A 17,476-nucleotide genomic window follows, 5' to 3' on the forward strand; every position below is an offset into this window, starting at 1 on the left:
TCCCGGAATGGTTGTCGTATCTTCGTACATGTCCGTGTATGTTCATGCACATGACGTTCACGGTCGCGGTCGCGGGTGCCAGCGGGTATGCCGGCGGCGAGATGCTCCGCGTGCTCCTCGCCCACCCCGAGGCCCGGATCGGGACCCTCACCGCGCACTCGAACGCGGGCAGCCTGCTGGGCGCGCACCAGCCGCACCTGCGGTCGCTTGCCGACCAGGTGCTCCAGCCGACGGGGGTCGACGCGCTCGCGGGCCACGACGTCGTCGTGCTCGCCCTGCCGCACGGTGCGAGCGGCGCGATCGCCGCGGAGCTCGAGGCCCTCGGTGACGGCGCCGTCGTCGTCGACCTCGGTGCGGACCACCGGCTCGTCGACGCCGCCGACTGGGAGGCGTTCTACGGGAGCGCGCACGCCGGGACCTGGCCGTACGGCCTGCCCGAGCTGCTGCACCCGGGCGAGCGGACCGCGCAGGGTCAGCGTGCGGTCCTCGCCGGGGCACGGCGGATCGCCGTTCCGGGCTGCAACGTCACCGCCGTGTCGCTCGGTCTGCAGCCTGGCGTGGCCGCCGGGCTCATCGAGCCGACCGACCTCGTCGCCGTGCTGGCCAACGGCTACTCGGGCGCGGGGAAGTCGCTCAAGACGCACCTGCTGGCCAGCGAGGCGCTCGGCTCCGCGCAGCCGTACGCGGTCGGCGGCACCCACCGGCACATCCCCGAGATAGCGCAGAACCTGCGGTCCGCCGGTGCCGACGACGTGACCATCTCGTTCACGCCGACCCTCGTGCCGATGGCGCGCGGGATCCTGGCGACGGCCACGGCCCGCCTCGCTGCCGGCGTCGACCCGAGCACGGTCCGCGCCGCGTGGGAGGAGACGTACGCCGACGAGCCGTTCGTGCAGCTGCTGCCCGAGGGGCAGTGGCCGACGACGGCTGCGACGCTGGGTGCCAACACCGCGCTCGTTCAGGTCGCGGTCGACGAGCGCGCCGGCCGCGTCGTCACCGTCACGGCGATCGACAACCTGGTCAAGGGCACCGCCGGCGGCGCCCTGCAGTCCCTCAACCTCGCGCTCGGGCTGCCCGAGACGCTCGGCCTCCCTCTGGACGGAGTTTCACCGTGAGCGTGGACGTGCTCAACGACTCAGTCGACCTGCCCTCGCCCGGCGTGACCGCGGCGGCGGGCTTCAGGGCGTCCGGCGTCATCGCCGGGCTCAAGGGATCGGGCCGCCCCGACCTCGCCCTCGTGGTCAACGACGGACCGTCGCAGGCGGCGGCGGCCGTCTTCACGACGAACCGCGTCGTGGGCGCCCCGGTGGTCTGGTCTCGTCAGGCGGTCGCGGACGGCGTCGTGAGCGCGGTCGTCCTCAACTCCGGCGGCGCCAACGTCTGCACCGGACCCGAGGGCTTCCAGGACACCCACGCCACGGCCGAGAAGGTCGGCGCCGCCCTGGAGATCTCGTCCGGTGACGTCGTGGTCTGCTCGACCGGTCTCATCGGCGAGCGGCTGCCCATCGACAAGCTCCTGGCCGGTGTCGACCTCGCGGTGGAGGCGCTGTCGCCCGACGGGGGCCCGGACGCCGCGATCGCGATCATGACCACCGACACCGTCCCCAAGACGGCCCACATGCACATCGACGGCGACCGCGGGAAGTGGACCGTCGGCGGCATGGCCAAGGGCGCGGGGATGCTCGCCCCGGGACTGGCGACGATGCTCTGCGTCATCACCACGGACGCCGTCATCGACGCCGAGACCGCCGCGGCGGCGCTGCGCACCGCGACGTCCGAGACCTTCGACCGCATCGACTCCGACGGCTGCATGTCGACGTCCGACACCGTGACGCTCCTGGTCTCGGGCGCCAGCCGCTCGGTCCCCGACCCCGCGGGCTTCACCGCGGCGCTCACCCAGGTCTGCGGCGAGCTCGCGCGCGCCCTGGTGGCCGACGCCGAGGGCGCGACGCACGACATCGCGGTGACCGTCATGGGCGCGGAGACCCAGGACGCCGCGCTCGCGGTCGCCCGGGCCGTGACCCGGTCCAACCTCTTCAAGGCCGCGATGTTCGGCAACGACCCCAACTGGGGCCGCGTGCTCGCGCAGGTCGGCACCGTGCCGGAGAGCGTCGCTGCGTTCGACCCCGACCAGCTCGACGTCTCGATCAACGGCGTCCAGGTGTGCAAGGCCGGCGGGGCGTTCCGGCCCCGCTCCGAGGTCAACCTGGCCGCGAGCCGCGAGGTCCGCGTGCTCATCGACCTGCACGCGGGGTCCGAGCTGGTCACGGTCTGGACCAACGACCTCACCCACGACTACGTCCTCGAGAACAGCGCGTACTCCACATGACCGACTTCACGTTCAACACCCGCACGGACCTGCGCGCCGACCAGAAGGCGGAGGTCCTCATCGAGGCCCTCCCGTGGCTGCAGAAGTTCGCGGGCGCGCTCGTCGTCGTGAAGTACGGCGGCAACGCGATGATCGACGAGGAGCTCAAGCGCGCGTTCGCGCAGGACATGGTCTTCCTGCGCCAGGTCGGGCTCAAGCCCGTCGTCGTGCACGGCGGGGGACCGCAGATCAACGCCATGCTCGACCGCCTCGGCATCGAGTCGGAGTTCCGCGGCGGGCTGCGCGTGACCACGCCGGAGGCGATGGACGTCGTGCGGATGGTGCTCACCGGGCAGGTCTCGCGCGAGCTCGTCGGGCTGCTCAACGCGCACGGCCCGCACGCCGTCGGGCTGTCGGGGGAGGACGGCGGCCTGTTCCAGGCCCGGCGTCGCACCGCGGTGATCGACGGCGAGAACGTCGACATCGGCCTGGTCGGCGACGTCGTCAAGGTCAACCCGGGCGCCGTGCTGGACCTGCTCGACGCCGGACGTATCCCCGTGGTCTCCACGGTCGCGCCCGACCTCGACGACCCGACGACGGTGCTTAACGTCAACGCCGACACGGCAGCCGCCGCGCTGGCGGTGGCGCTCGGCGCGCGCAAGCTCATCGTCCTCACCGACGTCGAGGGCCTGTACACCCGGTGGCCGGACAAGGGCTCCCTCGTGCGCCGCCTGAGCGCCAGCTCCCTCGCGGAGATGCTGCCGGGGCTCGACGCCGGCATGCGCCCGAAGATGGAGGCCTGCTGGCGGGCCGTCGAGGGTGGTGTCGGCCGTGCCCACGTCATCGACGGCCGCTCCCCGCACTCGATCCTGGTCGAGGTGTTCACCAGCGACGGCATCGGCACCATGGTCCTGCCCGACGAGGAGCCGGCCGACGCCCCCTTCACGGCCCCGATCCCCGTCATTCCCCACGATCCCGAGGTGACCGCATGACCGTCGAGAACGTCCGGGCCCGGCACCGGTCGCCCGAGGCCCCGGACGCGACGCTCCCGGTGCCCGCGACCGACGGCTCGGTCGCCCAGTGGACCGACCGCTACACGCACGCGCTGATGGACACGTTCGGTGCACCCCAGCGCGTGCTGGTCCGCGGCGAGGGCGCCTACGTCTGGGACGCCGACGGCAAGCGGTACCTCGACCTCCTCGGAGGCATCGCGGTGAACTCGCTCGGCCACGCGCACCCGACGCTGACCGCGGCGATCAGCGCGCAGCTGGGCACGCTCGGCCACGTCTCCAACTTCTTCGCCAGCCCCACGCAGATCGCCTTCGCGGAGCGGCTGCTCGGCCTGGCCGGCGCCCCGGCCGGCTCGCGCGTGTTCCTCACCAACTCCGGCACGGAGGCCAACGAGGCCGCGTTCAAGCTCGCCCGCCGCAACGGCGGCACCGAGCGGCCGCGCATCCTTGCGCTCGAGGGCTCGTTCCACGGCCGTTCCATGGGCGCGCTGGCGCTCACGCACAAGGCCGCGTACCGCGAGCCGTTCGAGCCGCTGCCCGGCGGCGTCGAGTTCGTGCCGTTCGGCGACGCCGACGCCCTCGAGGCGGCCTTCGCGCAGGACGGCGACCGGATCGCGGCCCTGTTCGTCGAGCCGCTCCAGGGCGAGGCCGGCGTGCGGCCCCTCCCGTCCGGTTACCTCGCGCTCGCCCGGAGGCTGACCGCCGAGCACGGCGCCCTGCTGATCCTCGACGAGGTGCAGACGGGCATGGGCCGCACCGGCGCCTGGTTCGCGCACCAGCACCCGCACATCGGCGGCGGCATCGTGCCCGACGCCGTGACCGTGGCGAAGGGGCTCGGCGGAGGGTTCCCCGTCGGAGCCCTCATCGCGTACGGCGAATCGACCGCGACGCTGCTCGGCCGCGGTCAGCACGGCACCACGTTCGGCGGCAACCCCGTCGCGTCCGTGGCGGGCCTGGCCACCATCGCCGTGATCGAGCGCGACGGCCTGCTGCCGCACGTCGCGGAGCTGGGAGCCTCCCTGCGCGCGAAGATCGCCGGCCTCGGGCACCCGCTGGTCGGCGAGGTGCGCGGCGAAGGCTTCCTCATCGGGATCGAGCTCACGGCGCCCGTCGCCGCGGAGGTCGCCGCGCGCGCCCTCGAGGCGGGATTCATCGTCAACCCGTGCACGCCGACGACGATCCGGCTCGCGCCGCCGTTCCTGCTGACCGAGGACCAGGCCGGCACGTTCGTCGACTTCCTCGCGACCCTCCCGCAGGACCTGTCATGACCCGTCCAGGTGTTCTGCGGGACCTCATCGGCGGTGACCTGTCATGACCCGCCACTTCCTCCGCGACGACGACTTGAGCCCCCGCGACCAGCGCGAGATCCTCGAGCTCGCCCTCGCCTTCCGCGACGACCGCTTCATCCGGACGCCGTTGACGGGCCCGCGCGCGGTCGCCGTCATCTTCGACAAGCCGACCCTGCGCACCCAGGTCTCGTTCACGGCCGGCATCGCGGAGCTGGGCGGCTTCCCGCTGAGCGTCGACGGCAAGCTTGCCCGGATCGGCGAGCGCGAGTCGATCGAGGACACCGCGCGGGTGCTCGGCCGGCAGGTGGCCGCGATCGTCTGGCGGACGTTCTCCCAGCGCCGCCTCGAGCAGATGGCCGAGCACGCGGGCGTGCCCGTGGTGAACGCGCTCACCGACAGCTTCCACCCGTGCCAGATCCTCGCGGACCTGGCGACGATCGCGCAGCACCGCGGCGGCGTCGCGGGGTTGCCGGGCCGCACGCTCGCGTACGTCGGCGACGGCGCCAACAACATGTCGCACTCGTACCTGCTCGGGGGCGCGACCGCGGGGCTGCACGTGCGGATCGGCACCCCGGAGGGCTACCTCCCGGACGCATCGATCCTCGCGGATGCGGCAGCGATCGCCCGCGGCACGGGCGGGTCGGTGACCGTGGTGCACACGATCGCCGAGGCAGTCACGGGCGCGGACGTCGTCGCCACCGACACCTGGATCTCGATGGGCCAGGAGGCCGAGGCAGCCGACCGGGAGACGCCGTTCGTGCCGTTCCGAGTCGACGCAGCCGCGATGGCCCTCGCGCGGCCGGACGCGCTCGTCCTGCACTGCCTGCCCGCCTACCGCGGCAAGGAGATCACCGCCGAGGTCCTCGACGGGCCGCAGTCGGTCGTCTGGGACGAGGCGGAGAACCGTCTGCACGCGCAGAAGGCACTGCTCAGCTGGCTCGTGGACAGCGCGTGAGCGTCACCGTCCCGCACACCAAGGCCGCGCGGCACGCGCTCGTCACCGCGCTGCTCACGCGCGGCACGGTGCACTCGCAGCAGCAGCTCGCCGAGCTGCTCACCGCCGAGGGCGTCACCGTCACGCAGGCGACGCTCTCGCGCGACCTGGTCGAGCTGCGCGCGGTGAAGATCCGCACGCCGTCCGGCGCCCTCGCGTACGCCGTGCCGGCCGAGGGCGGGTTGCGCACCCCGGCGGCGGGACCGGACGACGAGATGCTCGCCGCCCGCCTCGCCCGGCTGTGCGCCGAGCTCCTGGTCACCGCGGAGGCGTCGGGCAACCTCGTCGTCCTGCGCACGCCCCCGGGCGCCGCGCAGTTCCTCGCGTCCGCCATCGACCACTCGATCCTGCCCGCGATCCTGGGCACCATCGCCGGCGACGACACGGTCCTGGTCATCGCCCGCGAGGGCGAGACCGGCACGGCGCTCGCGGCACGCTTCCTCGCACTGGCCACCGACGCGCCGTCGCGCGGCCGTCCGTCAGACTGACCCCCAGAACCTCGTTCCTGCACCACGCACACATCGAAGAGAGAAGAACATGACTGAGCGCGTCGTCCTCGCCTACTCCGGCGGCCTGGACACCTCCGTGGGCATCGGCTGGATCGCCGAGGCCACCGGTGCCGAGGTGATCGCCGTGGCGGTCGACGTCGGCCAGGGCGGCGAGGACCTCAACGTGATCCGTCAGCGCGCCCTCGACTGCGGCGCCGTGGAGGCGTACGTCGCCGACGCCCGCGACGAGTTCGCCACCGAGTACTGCATGCCGGCCCTCAAGGCCAACGCGCTCTACCTCGACCGCTACCCGCTGGTCTCGGCGCTCTCCCGCCCGGTCATCGTCAAGCACCTGGTCCGCGCGGCCCGCCAGTTCGGCGCCACGACCGTCGCCCACGGCTGCACCGGCAAGGGCAACGACCAGGTCCGCTTCGAGGTCGGCATCACCTCGCTGGCGCCCGACCTGACCTGTCTCGCGCCGGTCCGGGACCTCGCGCTGACCCGCGACAAGGCCATCGAGTTCGCGACGCGCAACGCGCTCCCGATCGAGACGACGAAGCACAACCCCTTCTCCATCGACCAGAACGTCTGGGGCCGCGCGGTCGAGACCGGCTTCCTCGAGGACATCTGGAACGGCCCGACGAAGGACGTCTACACGTACACCGACGACCCGACGTTCCCGCCGGTCGCCGACGAGGTCGTCATCACGTTCGAGGCCGGCGTCCCGGTCGCGCTCGACGGCATCCCGGTCACGCCGCTGCAGGCGATCCAGGAGATGAACCGCCGCGCCGGCGCCCAGGGCATCGGCCGGATCGACATCGTCGAGGACCGGCTCGTCGGCATCAAGTCCCGCGAGGTCTACGAGGCGCCCGGCGCGATCGCGCTCATCGCGGCGCACCAGGAGCTCGAGAACGTCACCGTCGAGCGCGAGCAGGCCCGGTTCAAGCGGGGCGTCGAGCAGCGCTGGACCGAGCTGGTCTACGACGGCCAGTGGTTCTCGCCGCTGAAGAAGTCGCTCGACGTGTTCGTCGACGACACGCAGCGCTACGTGTCCGGCGACGTGCGGATCGTCCTGCACGGCGGGCGCGCGACGGTCACCGGCCGCCGCTCGGACGCGAGCCTGTACGACTTCAACCTGGCGACGTACGACACCGGCGACACGTTCGACCAGGCCGCCGCCAAGGGCTTCATCGAGATCTACGGCCTGTCCTCCAAGCTCGCCGCGGCGCGCGACGTGCGGTTCGGCAACGGCGTGGACCTCGGCACGCAGGGCGGGATCAGTGGCTGACACGCCAGAGGCGGTCACGACGACGTCCGGCGCCGCCGTTCAGGCGCCGGGCAACGTCTCGCTGTGGGGCGGCCGGTTCGCCGGCGGCCCCTCGCAGGCGCTCCAGGCGCTGTCCCAGTCGACCCACTTCGACTGGCGGCTCGCGGGCCACGACATCTCCGGCTCCGTCGCGCACGCCCGCGTCCTGCACGCTGCCGGGCTGCTGACGGGCGACGAGCTCGCGGGCATGGTGGACGCGCTCGAGCGGCTGCGCGCGGACGTCGCCAGCGGCGACTTCCTGCCCGTCCTGGAGGACGAGGACGTGCACACCGCCCTCGAGCGCGGGCTCATCGAGCGGGCGGGCGCCGAGCTCGGCGGCAAGCTCCGCGCGGGCCGGTCCCGCAACGACCAGATCGCCACCCTCGTGCGGATGTACCTGCGTGATGAGGCCCGCACGCTCGCCGGGCTCGTGCTCGACGTCGTCGACGCCCTCGTCGCGCAGGCCACCGCCGCCGGCGACGCGCCGATGCCGGGCCGCACGCACCTGCAGCACGCGCAGCCGGTCCTGCTCGCCCACCACCTGCTGGCTCACGCCTGGCCGCTCATGCGCGACGTCGACCGCTGGATCTCCTGGGACGGCCGGGCTGCGTTCTCGCCCTACGGCTCCGGTGCGCTCGCGGGTTCGTCGTTGGGCCTGGACCCGGCCGCCGTGGCCGAGGAGCTGGGCTTCGTCGGCCCGGTCGAGAACTCGATCGACGGCACGGCCTCGCGCGACGTCGTGGCGGAGTTCGCGTTCGTCGCGGCCATGCTCGCGGTCGACATCTCGCGGCTGGCCGAGGAGGTCATCCTCTGGTCGACCAAGGAGTTCGGGTTCGTGCGCCTGCACGACGCCTACTCCACGGGGTCGAGCATCATGCCGCAGAAGAAGAACCCGGACGTCGCCGAGCTCGCCAGGGGCAAGGCCGGGCGTCTGATCGGCGACCTGACCGGCCTGCTGGCGACGCTCAAGGGCCTCCCGCTCGCCTACAACCGCGATCTCCAGGAGGACAAGGAGCCGGTGTTCGACCAGGTCGACCAGCTCTCGATCCTGCTGCCGGCGTTCGCCGGGATGATCGAGACGCTGACGTTCGACACCGATCGCATGGCGTCGCTTGCGCCGCAGGGCTTCTCGCTCGCGACGGACATCGCGGAGTGGCTCGTCCGCCAGGGCGTGCCGTTCCGCGTGGCGCACGAGGTCGCGGGCGCGTGCGTCCGGGCCTGCGAGGAGCACGAGCCGGCGATCGAGCTGTGGGACCTGACCGACGACGAGCTCGCGGCGATCTCGCCGCACCTGACGCCGGGCGTGCGCGACGTGCTGACCGTGGAGGGGTCGCTCGCGTCCCGCTCCGCGGTCGGCGGCACGGCACCGTCCGCGGTCGCCGCGCAGCTGGTGAACGCGCGCAGCCAGGCGCAGAACCTCCGGGCGTGGACGACAGCCTGACCTCGTCGGCCGAGCGGGTCGTCGCGGCCGCCGTCGACAGCCCTCCACGACTCGGCCCGGTACGGCTGGTCTGCGTCGACGGGCCCGCGGGCTCCGGCAAGACGACGGCGGCGGCCGCGATCGCCGCGGCCGCCGGCCCGGGCTGCGCGGTGCTGCACCTCGACGACCTCTACGAGGGCTGGTCGGGCCTCGAGAGCTCGTTGTGGCCACGGCTGTCGGCGCAGGTCCTCGAACCGCTGCGCCGCGGCCGCCCCGGGCGCTACCAGCGGTACGACTGGCCCACCGGTGCCTTCGCGGAGTGGGTCGACCTGCCGGTCCCCGACCTGCTCGTCCTCGAGGGGTGCGGCTCGGCCCGCCGGGCGGTCGACGACGTCGCCGTCGTGCGGGTCTGGGTCGAGGCGCCGACAGACCTCCGGCTCGACCGGGGCCTCGCGCGCGACGGGGCCGACGCCCGCGAGCACTGGCTCACGTGGATGACCGAGGAGGCCGCGCACTTCGCTCGCGAGCGCACGCGCGAGCGGGCGGACGTCTGGCTCGACGCGTTCGGCACCCTGGTTTCCGGGCGCGAGGCACCGGAGCCGTACGGCAGGATGGGCGCGTGAGCACGTCGTCGGAACCGCTCCAGACCCCGGACGCCGCTGAGCCTCGCCCGCCCGTGGCCGTCCCGGCGCGCGTCTGGTTCAGCCGCGAGGTCCACGCCGTGGCCCGCGACCTGCTCGGCTCCTACCTCACGGCGCGGTCGCCGGAGGGTGACGTCACCCTCCGGATCACGGAGGTCGAGGCGTACGGCGGTGCCGACGACCCGGGCTCCCACGCCTACCGAGGCCGTACCTCCCGCAACGCGGTGATGTTCGCGGAGCCCGGCCGGCTGTACGTCTACCGCCACCTGGGCCTGCACCACTGCCTCAACATCGTCACCGAGCCCACCGGCAGCCCGTCGGCCGTCCTTCTGCGCGCGGGCGAGATCGTCGAGGGCACCGACCTGGCGTGGCAGCGCCGCGAGGCCGTCGGCGTCGTCGACTCGGAGCGCCAGCTCGCGCGCGGCCCGGCGCGCCTGGCCGTCGCCCTGGGGCTCGACATGCGGGCCAACGGCGCGGACATCACGGAGGCCGGCGGCGACATTGTGCTGCACCGCCAGCAGGTCGTCGCCCAGCCGACCCACAAGAGCGGGCCGCGGGTGGGCGTCTCGGGCTCGGGCGGCGAGGGMACCCGGTTCCCCTGGCGCTACTGGCTCACCGACGAGCGCACGGTCTCCGCGTACCGCCCGGCGTATCGCGCGCCGGCGTCGGTAGACGTCCCGTGAGGGACGACGACGCCGGCCCGACGCCTCCGACCACCCGCCTTTCCCACGTCCTTTCCGACTTCCTCGCCGTGCTGACGCCGGCCTACTGCCTGGAGACCTCGTGAACCACATCCTCGACGAGCTCGAGTGGCGCGGGCTCATCGCCCAGACCACCGACCTCGACGACCTGCGCACCGCACTGTCGGACGGCCCGGTGTCGCTCTACTGCGGCTTCGACCCCACCGCGCCGAGCCTGCACATCGGCAACCTCGTCCAGATCCTCACCGTCCGCCGACTGCAGGACGCCGGCCACACGCCGTTCGGCCTGGTCGGCGGCGCCACCGGACTCATCGGCGACCCGAAGATGGCGGGGGAGCGCACGCTCAACGATCGCGACGTCGTCTCGGGCTGGGTCGAGCGCATCCGCAAGCAGATCGAACCCCTGCTCCGCTTCGACGGTGCCAACGCGGCGACCATGGTGAACAACCTGGACTGGACGGCGCCGCTGTCGGCCATCGACTTCCTGCGGGACATCGGCAAGCACTACCGCCTGGGCACCATGCTGGCCAAGGACACCGTGGCACGTCGCCTGAACAGCGATACCGGCATCAGCTTCACCGAGTTCAGCTACCAGATCCTGCAGGGGATGGACTACCTCGAGCTGCACCGCCGCCACGGGATCACGCTGCAGACCGGGGGCAGCGACCAGTGGGGCAACCTCCTCTCGGGCGTCGAGCTGATCCGCAAGGCCGAAGGCGTCTCGGTGCACGCGCTCACCACGCCGCTCATCACCAAGGCGGACGGCACCAAGTTCGGCAAGACCGAGTCGGGGACCGTCTGGCTGGACCCGGAGCTCACGAGCCCCTACGCGTTCTTCCAGTTCTGGCTCAACGTCGACGACGCCGACGTGGTCGGCTACCTCAAGGTCTTCTCCTTCCGCTCGCGGGAGGAGATCGTCGAGCTCGCAGAGGCGGTGGCAGCACGTCCGGCCGCGCGTGAGGCCCAGCGAGCCCTCGCCTACGAGGTGACGTCGCTGGTGCACGGGTCGGACGCCGCGGACCAGGTCGTCGCCGCCAGCCAGGCGCTCTTCGGCCGTGGCTCGCTCGCCGACCTGGACGCCGCAACGCTCGCCGCCGCCGTCGCGGAGCTGCCGTCGGCAGCCGGGGCGGCCGGCGACGGCATCGCCGACCTCCTGGCGGCCACCGGGGTCGTCGCGAGCAAGGGCGCCGCGCGCCGGGCGATCGCCGAGGGCGGAGCCTCCGTCAACAACGTGCGGGTCGCCTCCGAGGACGCCGTCCTGACGCCGGACGACCTCCTGCACGGGCGGTGGGCGGTCCTGCGCCGCGGAAAGCGCACCCTCGCGGTGGTCGACGCCCACGCCTGATCCCGGCATACCGCCCGACGAACCCCCGCGCCGACCCGGGCCGCGGGGGTTCGTCGTCTCGTTTCCGGCCTCTGACCAGGCACTCGACCCCACGGGACGGGTCTGGTGACCGGGGTCACCGCGCAGGGATTTGCCACCCGCCGCAACACCCGCGTAATGTTCTCGATGTCGCCCGAGAGGGAGGAACGGACACCGCGGATCGAACCACGGTGGCTGGTCCCTAGGGTGGCCACCCCCGCTCGTCTTCACAGGCGCTTCGTGCGCCCTGAAGCCGGACGGGGACGGGCTCCAGGCCCGCGGACTGCTCGCCCGCGAGGGTGGCGGGAGGCGGCCGAAAAGCCAGGTAGGATTCAGAACGACAAAGCCTCTCGGATGAGATCGCAAGATCTCGAGGAGATGCGCGTCTGTTCCTTGAGAACTCAACAGTGTGCCAAATAGTCGATGCCATATGGCTCGCTATCAGAGGTGGTCATGCCCTGTTTGGGGTGTGGGTGCTGAGGTGGTGGGTCTTGGTTGAGATTGGTGTCCGTTTCTTCACCTCCGTGGGGGGCGGGTGCCACAATTCAGCCGAATCTGATTGGTCCTTATCGGGACCGTTTCGTGTGTCGGTTGCTTCACTGCTTTTGGGTGGTGGGGTGCCATGTAGACATTTACGGAGAGTTTGATTCTGGCTCAGGACGAACGCTGGCGGCGTGCTTAACACATGCAAGTCGAACGGTGATGGCCAGCTTGCTGGTCTGATCAGTGGCGAACGGGTGAGTAACACGTGAGCAACCTGCCCTAGACTCTGGAATAACCATGGGAAACGATGGCTAATACCGGATACGAGACGCACACGCATGTGTGGCGTCTGGAAAGATTTATCGGTCTGGGATGGGCTCGCGGCCTATCAGCTTGTTGGTGGGGTAGTGGCCTACCAAGGCGACGACGGGTAGCCGGCCTGAGAGGGCGACCGGCCACACTGGGACTGAGATACGGCCCAGACTCCTACGGGAGGCAGCAGTGGGGAATATTGCACAATGGGCGCAAGCCTGATGCAGCGACGCCGCGTGAGGGATGACGGCCTTCGGGTTGTAAACCTCTTTCAGCAGGGAAGAAGCGAAAGTGACGGTACCTGCAGAAGAAGCGCCGGCTAACTACGTGCCAGCAGCCGCGGTAATACGTAGGGCGCAAGCGTTGTCCGGAATTATTGGGCGTAAAGAGCTCGTAGGCGGTTTGTCGCGTCTGCTGTGAAAACCTAAGGCTCAACCTTGGGCTTGCAGTGGGTACGGGCAGACTAGAGTGCGGTAGGGGTGACTGGAATTCCTGGTGTAGCGGTGGAATGCGCAGATATCAGGAGGAACACCGATGGCGAAGGCAGGTCACTGGGCCGCAACTGACGCTGAGGAGCGAAAGCATGGGGAGCGAACAGGATTAGATACCCTGGTAGTCCATGCCGTAAACGTTGGGCACTAGGTGTGGGGCTCATTCCACGAGTTCCGTGCCGCAGCAAACGCATTAAGTGCCCCGCCTGGGGAGTACGGCCGCAAGGCTAAAACTCAAAGAAATTGACGGGGGCCCGCACAAGCGGCGGAGCATGCGGATTAATTCGATGCAACGCGAAGAACCTTACCAAGGCTTGACATACACCGGAAACTTCCAGAGATGGTTGCCCCGCAAGGTCGGTGTACAGGTGGTGCATGGTTGTCGTCAGCTCGTGTCGTGAGATGTTGGGTTAAGTCCCGCAACGAGCGCAACCCTCGTCCCATGTTGCCAGCGGGTTATGCCGGGGACTCATGGGAGACTGCCGGGGTCAACTCGGAGGAAGGTGGGGATGACGTCAAATCATCATGCCCCTTATGTCTTGGGCTTCACGCATGCTACAATGGCCGGTACAAAGGGCTGCGATACCGCGAGGTGGAGCGAATCCCAAAAAGCCGGTCTCAGTTCGGATTGGGGTCTGCAACTCGACCCCATGAAGTCGGAGTCGCTAGTAATCGCAGATCAGCAACGCTGCGGTGAATACGTTCCCGGGCCTTGTACACACCGCCCGTCAAGTCACGAAAGTCGGTAACACCCGAAGCCAGTGGCCCAACTCGTAAGAGGGGGAGCTGTCGAAGGTGGGACTGGCGATTGGGACTAAGTCGTAACAAGGTAGCCGTACCGGAAGGTGCGGCTGGATCACCTCCTTTCTAAGGAGCATCTGGCAGCCACATCGCCTGTCATGGGTGGTGGAGGGTGTCCAGGCCCGTTGTCCYTGCCGAACGAGTGGGGGACGGTGCTCGAGGGTGGAACATCGACTGTGGCCGGCTTACGAGCTGGTGGCGACCTAGTACGTCGATCCTTCGGGGTCGGGTGGGAACGGATCGTTGCTGGTGAGGGGTCGGCTGGGCACGCTGTTGGGTCCTGAGGGAACAGCCGGAAGGTTGTTCGTTCAGGGTCGCTACGGGTCTTGCGCTCACCTGCGGGTGGGGGTCGGGCTCGGGTGGCTGCGGGCTGGTACCGCTCAGACGAACCGCTGACTGCACGGGTCCCGSAAGGGTGCCTGGGTGGTGGGTAGGCGCTGGGGTGAGGGTGCTGGTGACCGGTCGTAGCTTGAGAACTGCACAGTGGACGCGAGCATCTTTTATGAATGATCTTTGTGGTCAAGTTTATAAGGGCACAGGGTGGATGCCTTGGCACTAGGAGCCGAAGAAGGACGTTGTAGCCTGCGATAAGCCTCGGGGAGTTGGCAAACGAACCGTGATCCGAGGATGTCCGAATGGGGAAACCCCGCACGAGTCATGTCGTGTGACCCGCACCTGAATATATAGGGTGTGTGGAGGGAACGGCGGGAAGTGAAACATCTCAGTACCGCCAGGAAGAGATATTCCGTGAGTAGTGGCGAGCGAAAGCGGATCAGGCCAAACCGTGTACGTGTTCAAGCCGGCAGGCGTTGCGTGCACGGGGTTGTGGGACCTTTCCGTTGGATCTGCCGATCCGACAGGGAGTCAGAAAGTCGCGTCATAGTCGAAGGGCATTGAAAGGCCCGGCACAGAGGGTGTGACCCCCGTAGACGAAATGGCGTGGCCTCCCGAAGGGGATCCCAAGTAGCTCCGGGCCCGAGAAACCTGGAGTGAATCTGCACAGACCACTGTGTAAGCCTAAATACTACCTAGTGACCGATAGCGGACAAGTACCGTGAGGGAAAGGTGAAAAGTACCCCGGGAGGGGAGTGAAATAGTACCTGAAACCGTGTGCCTACAATCCGTTGGAGCCTCCCTAGCAGGGGTGACAGCGTGCCTTTTGAAGAATGAGCCTGCGAGTTAGTGGTACGTGGCGAGGTTAACCCGTGTGGGGAAGCCGTAGCGAAAGCGAGTCCGAATAGGGCGTCTCAGTCGCGTGCTCTAGACCCGAAGCGGAGTGATCTAGCCATGGGCAGGTTGAAGCGCGGGTAAGACCGCGTGGAGGACCGAACCCACCAGGGTTGAAAACCTGGGGGATGACCTGTGGTTAGGGGTGAAAGGCCAATCAAACTCCGTGATAGCTGGTTCTCCCCGAAATGCATTTAGGTGCAGCGTCACGTGTTTCTTGCCGGAGGTAGAGCTACTGGATAGCCGATGGGCCCCACCAGGTTACTGACGTTAGCCAAACTCCGAATGCCGGTAAGCCAGAGCGTGGCAGTGAGACTGCGGGGGATAAGCTCCGTAGTCGAGAGGGAAACAGCCCAGACCACCAGCTAAGGCCCCTAAGCGTATGCTAAGTGGGAAAGGATGTGGAGTTGCACAGACAACCAGGAGGTTGGCTTAGAAGCAGCCACCCTTGAAAGAGTGCGTAATAGCTCACTGGTCAAGTGATTCCGCGCCGACAATGTAGCGGGGCTCAAGTATACCGCCGAAGCTGTGGCATTCACATATCAGCTCAGCGCACCCTCGGGTGTGTTCAGGCGTGTGGATGGGTAGGGGAGCGTCGTGTGGCGAGTGAAGTCGCGGGGGAACCCAGCGGTGGACGCCACACGAGTGAGAATGCAGGCATGAGTAGCGAATGACGGGTGAGAAACCCGTCCGCCGAATGATCAAGGGTTCCAGGGCCAGGCTAATCCGCCCTGGGTAAGTCGGGACCTAAGGCGAGGCCGACAGGCGTAGTCGATGGACAACGGGTTGATATTCCCGTACCGGCGAAGAACCGCCCATACCGAGCCCGGTGATGCTAAACGCCCGAGCTGGTGCATCGTCCCTTCGGGGACACCGCACCAGGGAGCGCGTGACCCGAACCGGTAGTAGGTAAGCGTATTAACAGGGGTGACGCAGGAAGGTAGCCAAGCGTGGCGATGGTAGTCCACGTCCAAGGTCGTAGGGCGAGGTGTAGGCAAATCCGCACCTCACATAGCCTGAGAGCTGACGGTGACCGCATTAGCGGGAATCTGGTGATCCTATGCTGCCAAGAAAAGCCTCGACGCGAGGTTCTAGCCGCCCGTACCCCAAACCGACTCAGGTGATCAGGTAGAGAATACCAAGGCGATCGAGAGAATCGTGGTTAAGGAACTCGGCAAAATGCCCCCGTAACTTCGGGAGAAGGGGGGCCTGAAGCGTGAACCGACTTGCTCGGGGAGCGTGAAGGGCCGCAGAGACCAGGGAGAAGCGACTGTTTACTAAAAACACAGGTCCGTGCGAAGTCGCAAGACGATGTATACGGACTGACGCCTGCCCGGTGCTGGAAGGTTAAGAGGACGGGTCAGCCGCAAGGCGAAGCTCAGAATTTAAGCCCCAGTAAACGGCGGTGGTAACTATAACCATCCTAAGGTAGCGAAATTCCTTGTCGGGTAAGTTCCGACCTGCACGAATGGCGTAACGACTTCTCCGCTGTCTCAACCGCGAACTCGGCGAAATTGCACTACGAGTAAAGATGCTCGTTACGCGCAGCAGGACGGAAAGACCCCGGGACCTTTACTATAGCTTGGTATTGGTGTTCGGTGCGGCTTGTGTAGGATAGGTGGGAGACTGTGAAGCCGGCACGCCAGTGTCGGTGGAGTCAACGTTGAAATACCACTCTGGTCGCTCTGGATATCTAACCTCGGTCCGTGATCCGGACTAGGGACAGTGCCTGGTGGGTAGTTTAACTGGGGCGGTTGCCTCCTAAAATGTAACGGAGGCGCTCAAAGGTTCCCTCAGCCTGGTTGGCAATCAGGTGGCGAGTGCAAGTGCACAAGGGAGCTTGACTGTGAGACTGACAGGTCGAGCAGGGACGAAAGTCGGAACTAGTGATCCGGCGGTGGCTTGTGGAAGCGCCGTCGCTCAACGGATAAAAGGTACCCCGGGGATAACAGGCTGATCTTGCCCAAGAGTCCATATCGACGGCATGGTTTGGCACCTCGATGTCGGCTCGTCGCATCCTGGGGCTGGAGTAGGTCCCAAGGGTTGGGCTGTTCGCCCATTAAAGCGGTACGCGAGCTGGGTTTAGAACGTCGTGAGACAGTTCGGTCCCTATCCGCTGCGCGCGCAGGAAACTTGAGAAGGGCTGTCCCTAGTACGAGAGGACCGGGACGGACGAACCTCTGGTGTGCCAGTTGTTCCGCCAGGAGCACGGCTGGTTAGCTACGTTCGGAAGGGATAACCGCTGAAAGCATCTAAGCGGGAAGCCTGCTTCAAGATGAGGTTTCCATGCCCCCTCGAGGGGTGAGAGGCTCCCAGCTAGACCACTGGGTAGATAGGCCGGATGTGGAAGAGGGGACTCAAGACCCTTGCAGCTGACCGGTACTAATAAGCCGACAACTTCACCACTTCATTCATTGCTTTGCTACGCGTCCACTGTGCGGTTCCCGAGAGACGAACGGGAACCCGTTTGACAACTCGACAACGTTACGGCGGTCATAGCGAAGGGGAAACGCCCGGTCCCATTCCGAACCCGGAAGCTAAGCCCTTCAGCGCCGATGGTACTGCACTCGCCAGGGTGTGGGAGAGTAGGACGCCGCCGGACATCATTCAGGAGAAGCCACCCCTACGGGGGTGGCTTCTTC

At 68.1% G+C, this 17,476-nt stretch carries 11 protein-coding genes and 3 rRNA genes; all 14 read left to right on the forward strand.

Annotation, left to right across the window (positions count from 1 at the left end; translation table 11 throughout):
- The first annotated feature begins 50 nt into the window (after positions 1–50).
- Complete coding sequence (gene argC, locus AC1DYZ_RS18900; RefSeq protein WP_477066654.1) at positions 51–1,115, forward strand: N-acetyl-gamma-glutamyl-phosphate reductase; 1,065 nt, start codon at positions 51–53, stop codon at positions 1,113–1,115.
- Entirely contained in the window at positions 1,112–2,329 is a 1,218-nt protein-coding gene (gene argJ, locus AC1DYZ_RS18905) for a bifunctional glutamate N-acetyltransferase/amino-acid acetyltransferase ArgJ (protein WP_477066655.1), read from the forward strand. Before argC ends, argJ begins: the two co-directional genes overlap by 4 nt.
- A complete protein-coding gene (gene argB, locus AC1DYZ_RS18910) occupies positions 2,326–3,300 on the forward strand; it encodes an acetylglutamate kinase (protein WP_456826424.1) in 975 nt (324 codons plus the stop codon). The genes argJ and argB overlap by 4 nt, the downstream gene beginning before the upstream one ends.
- On the forward strand, positions 3,297–4,586 hold the full coding sequence (locus tag AC1DYZ_RS18915) for an acetylornithine transaminase (RefSeq protein WP_477066656.1): 1,290 nt from the start codon (positions 3,297–3,299) through the stop codon (positions 4,584–4,586). The genes argB and AC1DYZ_RS18915 overlap by 4 nt, the downstream gene beginning before the upstream one ends.
- Before the next feature lie 43 nt (positions 4,587–4,629).
- Complete coding sequence (gene argF / locus AC1DYZ_RS18920) at positions 4,630–5,562, forward strand: ornithine carbamoyltransferase (RefSeq protein WP_477066657.1); 933 nt, start codon at positions 4,630–4,632, stop codon at positions 5,560–5,562.
- Complete coding sequence (locus AC1DYZ_RS18925; protein WP_456826427.1) at positions 5,559–6,089, forward strand: arginine repressor; 531 nt, start codon at positions 5,559–5,561, stop codon at positions 6,087–6,089. Before argF ends, AC1DYZ_RS18925 begins: the two co-directional genes overlap by 4 nt.
- Positions 6,090–6,138: 49 nt before the next feature.
- Positions 6,139–7,377: an argininosuccinate synthase gene (locus AC1DYZ_RS18930; RefSeq protein WP_456826428.1), complete on the forward strand. Its 1,239-nt coding sequence runs from the start codon at positions 6,139–6,141 to the stop codon at positions 7,375–7,377.
- A gap of 61 nt (positions 7,378–7,438) precedes the next feature.
- Complete coding sequence (argH, locus tag AC1DYZ_RS18935) at positions 7,439–8,836, forward strand: argininosuccinate lyase (RefSeq protein ID WP_477066664.1); 1,398 nt, start codon at positions 7,439–7,441, stop codon at positions 8,834–8,836.
- Positions 8,821–9,438 carry a uridine kinase family protein gene (locus AC1DYZ_RS18940; RefSeq protein WP_477066658.1) on the forward strand — a complete coding sequence of 206 codons (618 nt, stop codon included), beginning with the start codon at positions 8,821–8,823 and terminating at the stop codon, positions 9,436–9,438. Before argH ends, AC1DYZ_RS18940 begins: the two co-directional genes overlap by 16 nt.
- On the forward strand, positions 9,435–10,139 hold the full coding sequence (locus AC1DYZ_RS18945) for a DNA-3-methyladenine glycosylase (RefSeq protein ID WP_477066659.1): 705 nt from the start codon (positions 9,435–9,437) through the stop codon (positions 10,137–10,139). The genes AC1DYZ_RS18940 and AC1DYZ_RS18945 overlap by 4 nt, the downstream gene beginning before the upstream one ends.
- A gap of 100 nt (positions 10,140–10,239) precedes the next feature.
- Positions 10,240–11,502 carry a tyrosine--tRNA ligase gene (gene tyrS / locus AC1DYZ_RS18950; RefSeq protein WP_477066660.1) on the forward strand — a complete coding sequence of 421 codons (1,263 nt, stop codon included), beginning with the start codon at positions 10,240–10,242 and terminating at the stop codon, positions 11,500–11,502.
- 649 nt (positions 11,503–12,151) lie between these two features.
- Positions 12,152–13,673: ribosomal RNA gene (locus tag AC1DYZ_RS18955) — 16S ribosomal RNA — on the forward strand.
- A 451-nt stretch (positions 13,674–14,124) separates the two neighbouring features.
- Positions 14,125–17,240: ribosomal RNA gene (locus AC1DYZ_RS18960) — 23S ribosomal RNA — on the forward strand.
- 79 nt (positions 17,241–17,319) lie between these two features.
- Positions 17,320–17,436: ribosomal RNA gene (gene rrf / locus AC1DYZ_RS18965) — 5S ribosomal RNA — on the forward strand.
- Together the 16S, 23S and 5S rRNA genes form the textbook arrangement of a ribosomal RNA operon.
- Positions 17,437–17,476: the final 40 nt, after the last annotated feature.

Source organism: Cellulomonas sp. P1_C4 (assembly GCF_056406355.1).

Coding starts and splice junctions, on each gene's coding strand:
- argC (WP_477066654.1), top strand. CDS start 51: ATGACGTTCACGGTCGCGGTCGCGGGTGCCAGCGGGTATGCCGGCGGC.
- argB (WP_456826424.1), top strand. CDS start 2,326: ATGACCGACTTCACGTTCAACACCCGCACGGACCTGCGCGCCGACCAG.
- AC1DYZ_RS18915 (WP_477066656.1), top strand. CDS start 3,297: ATGACCGTCGAGAACGTCCGGGCCCGGCACCGGTCGCCCGAGGCCCCG.
- argF (WP_477066657.1), top strand. CDS start 4,630: ATGACCCGCCACTTCCTCCGCGACGACGACTTGAGCCCCCGCGACCAG.
- AC1DYZ_RS18930 (WP_456826428.1), top strand. CDS start 6,139: ATGACTGAGCGCGTCGTCCTCGCCTACTCCGGCGGCCTGGACACCTCC.